General features: G+C 66.3%; 11 protein-coding genes and 1 pseudogene. 9 read left to right on the top strand and 3 right to left on the bottom strand.

The features are described from left to right. The 9 genes and pseudogenes from VIR09_RS01070 to VIR09_RS01030 all read left to right on the top strand — a co-directional run. Positions 1-239, top strand: a pseudogene (locus tag VIR09_RS01070) (hypothetical protein); the annotation flags it as partial. Beyond that, positions 239-1321, top strand: coding sequence for a MucB/RseB C-terminal domain-containing protein (locus VIR09_RS01065; protein ID WP_332010915.1), 1083 nt, complete (start codon positions 239-241; stop codon positions 1319-1321). The pseudogene VIR09_RS01070 and the gene VIR09_RS01065, both read left to right, overlap by 1 nt. 40 nt (positions 1322-1361) lie before the next feature. Next, positions 1362-2849 carry a DegQ family serine endoprotease gene (locus VIR09_RS01060; protein ID WP_332010912.1) on the top strand — a complete coding sequence of 496 codons (1488 nt, stop codon included), beginning with the start codon at positions 1362-1364 and terminating at the stop codon, positions 2847-2849. A 199-nt stretch (positions 2850-3048) separates the two neighbouring features. After that, positions 3049-4842 (top strand): translation elongation factor 4, encoded by a 1794-nt coding sequence (gene lepA / locus VIR09_RS01055; protein ID WP_332010909.1) that lies wholly within the window; start codon positions 3049-3051, stop codon positions 4840-4842. Between the two features lie 23 nt (positions 4843-4865). Continuing rightward, a complete protein-coding gene (gene lepB, locus VIR09_RS01050) occupies positions 4866-5750 on the top strand; it encodes a signal peptidase I (protein WP_332010907.1) in 885 nt (294 codons plus the stop codon). A 2-nt stretch (positions 5751-5752) separates the two neighbouring features. After that, entirely contained in the window at positions 5753-6514 is a 762-nt protein-coding gene (gene rnc, locus VIR09_RS01045) for a ribonuclease III (protein WP_042792396.1), read from the top strand. Then, positions 6511-7401 carry a GTPase Era gene (gene era / locus VIR09_RS01040; RefSeq protein ID WP_175209284.1) on the top strand — a complete coding sequence of 297 codons (891 nt, stop codon included), beginning with the start codon at positions 6511-6513 and terminating at the stop codon, positions 7399-7401. The genes rnc and era overlap by 4 nt, the downstream gene beginning before the upstream one ends. Beyond that, positions 7394-7981 (top strand): DNA repair protein RecO, encoded by a 588-nt coding sequence (gene recO / locus VIR09_RS01035; RefSeq protein ID WP_207470133.1) that lies wholly within the window; start codon positions 7394-7396, stop codon positions 7979-7981. Before era ends, recO begins: the two co-directional genes overlap by 8 nt. An 18-nt stretch (positions 7982-7999) precedes the next feature. Next, positions 8000-8908 (top strand): LysR family transcriptional regulator, encoded by a 909-nt coding sequence (locus VIR09_RS01030; RefSeq protein ID WP_332010901.1) that lies wholly within the window; start codon positions 8000-8002, stop codon positions 8906-8908. A 17-nt stretch (positions 8909-8925) separates the two neighbouring features. Here VIR09_RS01030 and VIR09_RS01025 read toward each other — a convergent pair whose 3' ends face one another. From VIR09_RS01025 to VIR09_RS01015, 3 genes are all read right to left on the bottom strand, one after another. Beyond that, entirely contained in the window at positions 8926-10023 is a 1098-nt protein-coding gene (locus VIR09_RS01025; RefSeq protein ID WP_332010898.1) for a pyridoxal-phosphate dependent enzyme, read from the bottom strand. Between the two features lie 3 nt (positions 10024-10026). Continuing rightward, positions 10027-11007, bottom strand: a complete 981-nt coding sequence (locus VIR09_RS01020) for a succinylglutamate desuccinylase/aspartoacylase domain-containing protein (protein WP_332010894.1) — start codon at positions 11005-11007, stop codon at positions 10027-10029. A gap of 31 nt (positions 11008-11038) precedes the next feature. Beyond that, on the bottom strand, positions 11039-11353 hold a 315-nt coding region (locus VIR09_RS01015; RefSeq protein ID WP_332010892.1), incomplete at its 5' end, for a Bug family tripartite tricarboxylate transporter substrate binding protein.

The raw sequence follows: 11353 nt of genomic DNA, 5'->3' as shown, positions 1-11353 counted from the left end.
TGCGTGTCGGCCTGTCCGGCCTGGCCGTGGCCGCGGCGGTCGCGACTGTCGCCTGGGTGGCGCAGCCCTACCTGACCGGTGAGCCCGCCACTGAAGTGCGTGTGCTGGCCGATGCCAGCACCACGCCGGCGGCGAGCGCCGACGATACGGGCCTGCGCGACTATCTGGAGGCGCATCGCCAGATGGCCGGCCCCAGCGCCGTGCGCCAGGTGTCCTTCGACACCGGAGTGGGACGCTGATGGCGTTGGTGCTTCCATCGCGCTGGCCGGTGCTGGGTCGGACCGCCACGCTGCAGGCTCACCGCGTCAGCTGGTTTGCCGCAACACTTCTGACCGCTTTCCTGGCCGCGCACGAACCCGCGCGCGCCGCTGATGCGACGCCTGCGGCCACCGATGACGTGGTCCAGTTGCTGACCCGCATCCAACAAGCCGCCCGCAAGCAGGACTACGCGGGCGTCTTCATGTACCAGCAGGGCGAAACGATCCAGTCCTCGCGCCTGGTGCACGTCATGGACGGCACCGGCGAGCGCGAACGCCTGGAAATCCTCGACGGCCAGCCCCGAGAGTACCTGCGCCACAACGAAGACGTGCAGTGCCTGATCCCTGAGCGCAAGACCGTGCTGCTGGAGCGCCGCCGCGGCGACCGCTTCCCCGGCCTGCTGCTGGGAGAAGCGGCGAATCTGTCCGAGCACTACAAGATTCGCGCCGAATCCGCCCTGCACCGAGTGGCCGGGCGGGAGTGCCGCCTGATCACGATCGAACCGCTGGACAAGCTGCGCTACGGTTACCGCCTGTGCGCGGACGTCGAAACCAATCTGCTGCTCAAGGCCCAGACGCTGAACGCCGCCCGCGGCGTGGTCGAACAGGTCTCGTTCACCTCGCTGCGGCTGGGCCCGGAAGTCGATCCCCAGTTGCTGACCTCGCGCTGGAGCACGCGCGACTGGAAAGTGCTGGAACCCTCGATGAAGCCCGTGGACCTGGCCGCCCAGGGCTGGCGCATCCCGGCGCCCAAGGGGTTCAAGCCGGTCATGCAGGTGGCCCGTTCGATGGGGAAGGGCGTCACGGTCAATCAGATGGTATTGTCCGACGGATTGGCAGCCATTTCCGTGTTCATCGAACCCTACGACAGCCAGCGCGGCCACCGTCCTCCCCACGGCGCCGCGCAGCGCGGGGCGATTACGGTTTATGGCACGCGCATCGCTGATTTCTGGCTGACCGCCGTGGGCGAAGTGCCCGTCGCGACGCTGGAGCAGCTGGCGCAAGCCACTGAGTATGTGCCCGCCGCGCCTGCGGCAGCAGCTCCCCCAGCCGAGTCCAAGTGATCGGCCGGGTGTGGCAAGCAGCAATTTCGGAGTAACACTTATGAAAGCAATGACAGTGTCGAATGCATTTTTCCGGCGCTTTCTGGTGGCTGCGGCGGCCAGTGTCATGATGTCCGCCGCTTACGTGCCTGCCGCGGTCGCCCAGGCGCCAGCGGTGACGCTGCCTGATTTCACGAGCATTGTCGAAAAGGCCGATCCCGCCGTCGTCAACATCCGCACCACGGCCACGGTGCCGGTGCGCGGCATGGGGCCTGGCGGCGGCAACGATCCCTACGAACTGTTCCGCTGGTTCTTCGGTCCCGAATTCCAGCCTCCCGGTGGCGGCGGCCAGCCCGGCCCCTCGCCGCGCCAGCGTCCGCAGCCTTCTCAGCCCGAAGAGCGCACCGTGCCGCGCGGCGTCGGTTCCGGCTTCTTCATTTCGGACGACGGCTACATCCTGACCAACAACCACGTGGTGGTGGACGCGACGGACATCTACGTTACGCTGACCGACGGCCGCGAGTTCAAGGCCAAGGTCATCGGCACGGATGAGCGCACCGACGTGGCGCTGATCAAGATCGAAGCCAAGGACATGACGCCGCTGGTCATCGGCGATCCCAAGAAGCTCAAGAAGGGACAGTGGGTGCTGGCCATCGGTTCGCCGTTCGGCCTGGATTCCACCGTCACGTCCGGCATCGTCAGCGCCATCGGCCGCGATACCGGCGAATACCTGCCGTTCATCCAGACCGATGTGGCGGTCAACCCGGGCAACTCGGGCGGTCCGCTGATCAACCTGCAAGGCGAGGTGGTGGGCATCAACTCCCAGATCATCTCGCGCAGCGGCGGCTTCATGGGCATTTCGCTGGCCATCCCGATCGACGAAGCCATGCGCGTCGTGGACCAGTTGCGCGCCACCGGCAAGGTTACGCGCGGCCGCGTCGGCGTGCAGATCGGCGAGGTGGGCAAGGACGTGGCTGAAGCCATCGGCCTGCCCAAGGCCGAGGGCGCGCTGGTCAGCAGCGTGGAAGCCGAAGGTCCCGCCGAGCAGGCCGGCGTGCAGCCGGGCGATGTGATCCTCAAGTTCAACGGCGAACCCATCAAGCGCTGGTCCGATCTGCCGCGCATCGTGGGCGAAACCAAGCCGGGCACGCGCGCCGACATGGAAGTGTGGCGCAAGGGCAAGAACCTGACTCTGTCGGTCAAGGTTGGCGAAATCCCGACCGAGAAGGCCGCGTCCGCCAGCAAGAAGGGCGCGGCGCCGGTGCCGGAAGTCACCAATGCGCTGGGCCTGGGCGTGGTCGACGTGCCGGCCGACGTGCAGAAGAAGCTGCGCATCAAGGGCGGCGTCCAGGTCAAGGTCGCCGAAGGCGCTGCCGGCAAGGCCGGCCTGCAGGAAGGCGACATCGTGTTGGCCCTGAACGACACCGACGTCACGGGCGCCAAGCAGTTCGGCGAACTCGTGGCCAAGCTGGACAAGGGCCGCGCGGCCGGGCTGCTGGTGCGCCGCGGCGACCAGACGCAGTGGGTGGCGGTGCCGGCATCGAAGTAATGCCGGGCCCGTCCCCCCGGTTCGCAGAAAAAAGGCTCAAGACCGGCTAAAATGGCTGGTTGCCGCAAGAGGGGGCGCATGGCGCCCCCTTGTTTTGCCCGGGCCAGGCCCGTTGGCACCCTCCTCGTCAGCCGTGCGTATTCCGGCGGCGGTGTCTTCCGGCCTTGTGCCGAGTGTTCCGTCCCTTATAATTTCAAGCATGCAGCATATTCGCAACTTCTCCATCATTGCCCACATCGATCACGGCAAATCGACCCTGGCCGATCGCCTGATCCAGCGCTGCGGCGGATTGGCGGATCGCGAGATGTCGGCCCAGGTTCTCGATTCCATGGAAATCGAGCGCGAACGCGGCATTACCATCAAGGCCCAGACCGCGGCCCTGCACTACAAGGCGCAGGACGGCAAGGTCTACAACCTGAACCTGATCGACACCCCGGGACACGTGGACTTCTCGTATGAAGTCAGCCGTTCCCTGTCGGCGTGCGAAGGCGCGCTGCTGGTGGTGGATGCTTCGCAGGGCGTCGAAGCCCAGACCGTGGCCAACTGCTACACCGCCATCGAGCTCGGCGTGGAAGTGCTGCCCGTGCTGAACAAGATGGACCTGCCGCAGGCCGATCCCGAAGGCGCCCGCCAGGAAGTCGAGGACGTGATCGGCATCGACGCGTCGCAGGCGGTGCTGGCCAGCGCCAAGACCGGCATGGGCATCGACGAGATCCTGGAGATGGTCGTCGCCCGCGTGCCGCCTCCCAAGGGCGATCCGGACGCGCCGCTGCAGGCGCTCATCATCGATTCCTGGTTCGACAACTACGTGGGCGTGGTGATGCTGGTGCGCATCATCAACGGCGTGCTCAAGCCCAAGGACAAGATCCTGCTGATGGCGTCGGGCGCCACCCACCTGTGCGAGCAGACCGGCGTGTTCACGCCGAAGTCGCAGCAGCGTCCGCACCTGTCGGCGGGCGAGGTCGGTTTCATCATCGCCGGCATCAAGCAGCTGGAAGACGCCAAGGTGGGCGACACGGTCACCCTGGCCAACAAGCCCGCCGCCACGCCGCTGCCCGGTTTCAAGGAAGTGAAGCCGCAGGTGTTCGCCGGCCTGTATCCGGTGGAAAGCTCCGAGTACGACCAACTGCGCGATTCGCTCGACAAGCTCAAGCTGAACGACGCCGCCCTGATGTTCGAGCCGGAAGTGTCGCAGGCGTTGGGCTTCGGCTTCCGTTGCGGCTTCCTGGGTCTCTTGCACATGGAAATCGTGCAGGAACGCCTGGAGCGCGAATTCGACATGGACATCATCACCACCGCGCCGTCGGTGGTGTATGAAGTCGAACAGCGCGACGGTTCGGTGATCACGGTGGAAAGCCCGTCGCGCATGCCTGAAGTGGGCAAGATCGCCGACATCCGCGAGCCCATCGTGAAGGTCACGCTGTTCATGCCGCAGGACTACGTGGGTCCTGTGATGACGCTGTGCAATAACAAGCGCGGCTCGCAAGTCAACATGAGCTACCACGGCCGCCAGGTGCACCTGGTGTACGAGATTCCGCTGGCCGAGATCGTGCTGGACTTCTTCGACAAGCTGAAGTCGGTATCGCGCGGCTACGCCTCGATGGACTACGAGTTCCTGGAGTACCGCTCGGCCGACGTGGTGCGCGTGGACCTGCTGATCAACAACGACCGCGTCGATGCGCTGGCCGTGATCGTCCACCGCAGCAACGCGCGCCATCGCGCCCGCGACGTGGTCACGCGCATGCGCGGCCTGATTCCGCGCCAGATGTTCGACGTGGTGATCCAGGCCGCCATCGGCGCTGAAATCATCGCGCGTGAAAACGTCAAGGCGCTGCGCAAGAACGTGCTGGCCAAGTGCTACGGCGGCGACATCTCGCGCAAGAAGAAGCTGCTGGAAAAGCAGAAGGCCGGCAAGAAGCGCATGAAGCAGGTGGGCAGTGTGGAAATTCCGCAGGAGGCGTTCCTCGCCATCCTGCAAGTGGAAGACAAATAGAACCCAAAGAAGGCGGTTAGCTGATGAGTTGGAACTTTGCCCTGATTCTTTTTGTTTTGCTGGTGTTGACCGGCATTATCTGGGTGCTTGATCTGGCAGTGCTGCGCAAGGGCCGCGAACGCCGGGCCCAGGCGGCGATGGCGCAATACGATACGGCCTTGGTCGGCGACGCCCAGGAAGCCGAGCGTTTGCGCCGCGAAGCCGGCGACGCCGCGCGCCGCATGCCGTGGTGGATCGAATACGCCGTCAGCTTCTTCCCCGTCATTCTGTTCGTGTTCATGCTGCGCTCGTTCGTGGTCGAGCCGTTCCGCATTCCGTCGGGCTCCATGCTGCCGACCCTGCAGTCGGGCGACCTGATCCTGGTGAACAAGTTCAGCTACGGCCTGCGCCTGCCGGTCATCGACAAGAAGATCATCGAGGTGGGCAAGCCCCAGCGCGGCGATGTGTTCGTGTTCCGCTACCCCGTGGATCCGGACGTCGACTACATCAAGCGCGTGGTGGGCCTGCCGGGCGACGAGATCGCCTACCTGGACAAAAAGCTCTACATCAACGGTGAATTGGTGCCGCATGTGCGCGACGGCGACTATTTCGAGCCGGATCGTGTCTCCTATATTGCGCAATATAAAGAGAAGTTGGGCGAAATTGAGCACAAGATCCTGCTGGATGAGGGTAAGCCGCAGGAATACGGGGCAATGTGGCAATTTCCCAACCGGGAAAACTGCCAATACAGCCGTAATGGGGTACGCTGCAAAGTACCCGAGGGGCAGTTTTTCGCCATGGGCGATAATCGGGATAACAGCGCCGACAGTCGATACTGGGGCTTCGTTCCGGAAGCCAATATCGTCGGCCGCGCGTTCTTCATCTGGATGAATTTCAGCGATCTCAGCCGCATCGGCCGCTTCAATTGATTATGTCGCTAGCCACGCTAGAAAACCGCCTGGATCACCACTTCAGTGATCCGGCATTGCTCGAACAGGCGCTGACGCATCGCAGCCACGGCGCGCGCCACAACGAGCGCCTGGAATTCCTCGGGGATTCCGTGCTGAACTTCGTCGTCGCGGCGATGCTGTTCGAGCGTTATTCCAAAATCGACGAAGGCGATCTGTCGCGCCTGCGCGCCAATCTGGTCAAGCAGGCCTCGCTGGCGGACATCGCCCAGCGGCTGGAGCTGTCGCAGTACCTGCGCCTGGGCGAAGGCGAATTGAAGAGCGGCGGCTTCCGCCGTCCTTCCATCCTGGCGGACACGGTCGAGGCCCTGTTCGGCGCCGTCTTCCTGGACGCGGGCTTCGATGCCGCGCGCCGCGTGATCGTGCGCCAGTACCAGCCGGTGCTGGCCTCCGTCGATCCCAAGACCCTGGGCAAGGACGCCAAGACCTTGCTGCAGGAATTCCTGCAGGGCCGCAAGCTGGCGCTGCCGGTGTATACGGTGGTGGCCACGCATGGCGCGGCCCACAGCCAGCAGTTCGAAGTCGAATGCGCCATTCCGGCGCTCGAGATCAAGGTGATGGCGCCTGGCGCCAGCCGCCGCGCCGCCGAGCAATCGGCGGCCAAGCTGGCGCTGGAGGCCGCATTGGCCGTCAGCCCGGCGACCAAGGCTGCCCGCAAGTCGGGCAAGGCGCGCAAAACCGCGCAATTGTCGCTGCCGGTGGCAGTGGCTCAAGAGACTAAATGAGCGATACCCCTTTTCGTACTGGCTTCGTCGCCATTGTTGGCCGCCCCAACGTGGGCAAGTCCACCCTGACGAATGCCCTGATCGGTTCCAAGATTTCCATCGTGTCGCGCAAGGCGCAGACCACGCGCCACCGCATCCACGGTGTGCTGACGCGTGAGCACGAGCAGTTCGTATTCGTCGACACTCCCGGTTTCCAGACCCGCCACGGCGGCGCCATGAACCGCATGATGAACCGCGTGGTCACGCAGGCCCTGGCCGACGTGGACGTGGTGGTGCATGTGGTGGAAGCCGGCAAATGGTCTGAGGGCGACGCCAAGCTGCTGCCGCTGTTGCCCGCGCCGGAACGCACCATCCTGGTCGTGTCCAAGATCGACGCCTTGAAGAACCGCGACGACCTGTTCGCCTTCGTGTCCAAGATCATGGCGCTGCATCCGTTCGGCGCCGTGGTGCCTGTCAGCGCCACCAAGAACCAGCAGCTGGATCAGCTGTTGGAGGAAATCGCGTCGCGCCTGCCGGAAGGCGAGCCGATGTTCGAGGAAGACACGCTGACCGACCGCCCCATGCGCTTCATCGCCGCCGAACTGGTGCGCGAGAAGATCTTCCGCCTGGTCGGCGACGAACTGCCCTACGGCTGTACCGTCGTCATCGAGCAATGGGAAGAGACCAGCAAGGGCGCCAGCATCAATGCCTGCGTGGTGGTCGAACGCGACAGCCACAAGCCCATCCTGTTGGGCACGGGCGGCATGCACATGAAGCGCATTGCCACGGAGGCGCGGCAGGACATCGCCAAGCTGCTGGACAAGCCGGTGCACCTCGAGGTCTACATCAAGGTGCGCAAGGGCTGGTCTGACCGCGAGGGTGCGCTCCGCGATCTGGGCTATGAGTAGACGGGCGCCCCGCGTCCAGGATCGACCCGGATATATGTTGCACGCCACTGCGTGGCGTGAGACTTCCCTTATCGTTCAGACTTTCTCCCGCGACCATGGCTGTGTGGCCATGGTCGCCAAGGGCGCCAAGCGCCCGTATTCCGTGCTGCGTCCGGTGCTGTCCGCGTTCCAGCCGCTGCTGTTGTCGTGGACCGGCAATGGCGAGGTCAAGACCCTGACCCGCGCCGAGATCGCCGGCATCCGGCCGCTGACAGGCACCGCGTTGATGTCGGCCTGGTACATGAACGAGCTATTGCTGCGGCTGCTGCCGCGCGAAGATGCTCACCCTCTGCTGTACGACGCCTACGATTTCGCCTTGCAGCAGTTGTCCGGCGGCACCCGCGCGGCGGGGGCGCTGCGACGTTTTGAATGGACGCTGTTGCGCGAAACCGGTTATGGCGTGGACGAAGCGCCGCCCGATTTCGACGATCCGGCGATCGAGCCGGCGCTGCGCCGAGACCTGCGCGAACGGTTGGCCGAAATCCTGGCGGGCCGGCCCTTGTCGACCCGCCGCGTGTTGATGGACCTGCAGCGCATCTGAGCGCATCGCGAGCCGGCCATGACCTTCACGCTCAAGCAGGTCGAGACCTTTCGCACCGTCTACGAAACGGAAAGCGTGACCGCCGCCGCCAGGCGGCTGGACGTGTCGCCCGCCACCGTCAGCGCGACCCTGGCCGCGCTCGAAGCCAGCATCGAGCTGCGCCTGTTCGAGCGTGTGCGCCAGCGCATGCAGCGCACGCCCGAAGCGACTCTGCTCTATGAAGAAATCCGCCGCCTGAACGTCGGCCTGGAAAGCCTGGGCCGCAAGATCCGCGCGATCCGCGGCGCGGCGCAGCCGCGGCTGCGCGTCGGCTGCATCCATGCCTACAGCGGCGCGATCATCAGCGACACCATTGCGCGCTTCCGAACCCGGTTTCCGGACACCGGACTGTATCTGCAGATCCGCGACTCCAACACCCTGCGCGACATGGTGGTGTCGGGCGAACTCGACCTGGCTGCTGTCGCCGACGAGTCCGAACTGGAAGGCTTGCGCGGGCACCGGCTGGCCAGCCTGCGCGCCGTGGCGGTTTTTCCCAAGGGACATCCGCTGGCGCGGCTGGAACAGGTGGAGTTTTCGCACTTGGCCGACGCCGACGTGATCGCGTTGAACGCCGAGGACGGCTCGCGCAAGCGCCTGGACGCGTTGCTGGCGCAAGCGGGGCAGAGCCTGAAGGTGGCGATCGAAACGCCATATTCCAGCACCGTGTGCCAATTGGCGCTGGCAGGGCACGGCGTGGGCATCGCCAACCCGGCCACGGCGGTCGGCATGGCGGCGGCGGGCCTGAGCTATCGTCCGCTGGCCGCGCCGGTGCATTTCGAATGCCACATGATCTTGCACGGCAGCCGCCCCTTGTCCGAAGCCGGCAAGTTCTGGGCGACCTGCCTGCGCGGCGCGCTGGCGCCGCTGGTGGACAGCTTCGGCGTCTAGTGTCCTGTTCCGGGAAGCTAGCCGCGGCGCCCGTCCGAGGTCACGATCAGCACGACAGACGATTCCGCGTCCAGCAGGCCCGAGCGGCGCAGGCGCGCCACCGCCGCTAGCGCCGCGGCCGACGACAGCTCGGTCGCCAGCCCCATGCGTTCCAGCCGCTGCTGCGCTTGCGCGGCCGCTGCGTCTGATATCTCCACGGGCGTGCCGCCCGAGCGCGACAAGGCTTCCAGCGATTGCAGCGTGCTGGTGCTGCCCGCGATCGAATACTGGTCCGTCACGCCGTCCCATTGCTTGCGTGCGTCGCCGGTAGCGCGGGCGCGTGACAGACGGGCGTACGGCTCCACCGCGTGCAGGCGGGGCAGGCGGGCGATGCGGCCGCTTTGCAGCAGATGCTGCCAGCCCAGGAAAATCCCCCACAGCAGGTCGCCGCGCGCGGTGGGCACGACGATGTCGCTGGGCACGCCGCAGGTTTCCAGGATTTCCAGCGCGATGGGCTTGTAGCCTTCCACGCCGTAGGGATGGGTGCCCACGGGCGGATTCAGATAGTTGGTGCCGGCGAAGGCGCCATGGTTGCGGCACAGGTTCTCGACGTGGGGCCAGCGGCTCAGGCTGTCCTCGAAGGCGGTCAGACGGGCGCCAAAGCGCTGCATGGCCTCACGCTGCAAGGGCGGACAGTTGGTGGTGATGGCGATGTCGGCCTCCAGCCGCGCGGCGGCGCAATAGGCGGCCAGCGAGACCCCGGCATTGCCGCTGGATGCGGCCGCCACGCGGGTGGCGCCCGCCAGGCGCGCGCGCGACACCAGCTGGGCCGCCATGCGGTCCTTGTGGCTGCCGGTGGGGTTGGCGCTTTCGCATTTCAGCCACAGCTGGCCTACGCCCTCGGTTTGGGCCAGCGCGGGCGCGGCGAGGCAGGGGGTGGCGCCTTCGCCCAGCGTGACGGCGTCCAGCACCGGCAGGGGCATGGCGTGGTCCGTGGAAGGTTCGTAGAGGCATTCCAGGCCGGCAGGGTGGCCAGCTTCCAGGCAGCTGGGGCAGCCTTCGGGGTAATCGGCGGGTGGCCACAGGCTGGAGCAGCGGATGCAGCGCAGGCCGGACAAGCTAGGGTTCATCTGCATGTGTCAGTACTTCGAAGCAAGAGAATCAAGGGGAAGGGCGGGAGCCACCTGCAGCAGGCAATCGCCGTCGTCGCTGCGGGCGATGGAGCGCAGGCAGACGACGGTGCCGGCCTGCGGGCTGGTCAGGGTCCGCGCCGGCATGTCGGGGCGGGCGGGTTCCATCAGTTGGCCGACGCGCTGGCGCGCACCGACCATTTGTCCCAATCCGACGGCAGGCACGAATACGCCGGCTTCGTTGGCGCGCAGGGTGGCGGCGGGCGCGTCCAGGTCGTAGAGCCTGACTTCGGGCCTTAACGCAGGAGGTCGGTCGGGCAAGAGGCTCAGTTCGCCCAGGCAGCCCAGCAGGCCGTCGCGGCAGCGGTCGACCAGCGCCTGGCTGGTTTCGCGTCCGCCGCCGATTTCAGCGCTCAGGCGCAGTACGCCGTGACGACTGGCGGCGGCCGGCATGGAGCCCGGCTCGGTGCCGCGGAAGAACATGCAATCGGGCAGCCCGAAGGCGCGCGCCAGAGCGGGCAGGCGTTCGTCGTAGGCATCGTTGCCGTAACGCGTGATCACCGATGAAGGCAGGTAGCGCAGCGACGCGCCGCCGCTGTGCACGTCCACCAGCGCCTGTATGCGGGGCAACAACCGGGCTTCCAGCGCGGCCGCCACGCTTTCCGTGTAGCCGCGTGCGGGGGCGCCCAGGAAGGCGCGGTTCAGGTTGCCGTCGTCCGAGGGCGACAGGCGCGTGCCGGCCAGCGAGGCCTCGGCGTTGGCCGCGGGCAGCAGATAGACCGTGCCGCGCCGCAGGATGCCGGGCAGCAGGCGCCACAGTTCCAGGATGGCGGCCTGGCCTTCCCATTCGTCGCCATGCACGCCCGCCATCAAGGCGACGGCGGGGCCTGGCCCCGCCTCGATCCGCAGCATCGGTATGGTGACGCGCCGGTAGGCCGACGCGTTGGTCGCCGCGGCGCAGGAGAAGTCCTCGCGGCTTACCGTGGCCATGCGGGGGCTCCCGTTCGTGCGGCGTTCGGGTTCAATCCAGCGTGGTGCCGGCGGCCTTGATGATGCCTTCCCATTTGGGCAGCTCCTTGCGAATCTGGGTCTGTACGTCTTGCGGCGCGCCGCCCAGGGGTTCCTGGGAGCGGCTGCGCAATTCCTTGCTGACGTTGTCCGAACGCAGCGCCTGGTTCATCGCCGTGTTCAGGCGGGCGATGACGGGCGCGGGCGTGCCGGCGGGCGCGACCAGCGCGCTCCAGGCCGATTGTTCGTAGTCGGGATAGCCTTGCTCGGCCACGGTCGGCACGTCGGGGTTGGACGCGGCACGGGTCTTGGTGGTGACCGCCAGGGC

The organism is Achromobacter sp., assembly GCF_036567245.1.
GTDB lineage: Bacteria > Pseudomonadota > Gammaproteobacteria > Burkholderiales > Burkholderiaceae_B > Achromobacter.
This window is presented reverse-complemented; position numbering and strand designations above follow the sequence as displayed.

Bases quoted from the DNA above. Each gene is read 5' to 3' on its own strand.
- VIR09_RS01065 (WP_332010915.1), top strand. From the start codon at position 239: ATGGCGTTGGTGCTTCCATCGCGCTGGCCGGTGCTGGGTCGGACCGCC.
- VIR09_RS01060 (WP_332010912.1), top strand. From the start codon at position 1,362: ATGAAAGCAATGACAGTGTCGAATGCATTTTTCCGGCGCTTTCTGGTG.
- lepA (WP_332010909.1), top strand. From the start codon at position 3,049: ATGCAGCATATTCGCAACTTCTCCATCATTGCCCACATCGATCACGGC.
- lepB (WP_332010907.1), top strand. From the start codon at position 4,866: ATGAGTTGGAACTTTGCCCTGATTCTTTTTGTTTTGCTGGTGTTGACC.
- rnc (WP_042792396.1), top strand. From the start codon at position 5,753: ATGTCGCTAGCCACGCTAGAAAACCGCCTGGATCACCACTTCAGTGAT.
- era (WP_175209284.1), top strand. From the start codon at position 6,511: ATGAGCGATACCCCTTTTCGTACTGGCTTCGTCGCCATTGTTGGCCGC.
- recO (WP_207470133.1), top strand. From the start codon at position 7,394: ATGAGTAGACGGGCGCCCCGCGTCCAGGATCGACCCGGATATATGTTG.
- VIR09_RS01030 (WP_332010901.1), top strand. From the start codon at position 8,000: ATGACCTTCACGCTCAAGCAGGTCGAGACCTTTCGCACCGTCTACGAA.
- VIR09_RS01025 (WP_332010898.1), bottom strand. From the start codon at position 10,023: ATGCAGATGAACCCTAGCTTGTCCGGCCTGCGCTGCATCCGCTGCTCC.
- VIR09_RS01020 (WP_332010894.1), bottom strand. From the start codon at position 11,007: ATGGCCACGGTAAGCCGCGAGGACTTCTCCTGCGCCGCGGCGACCAAC.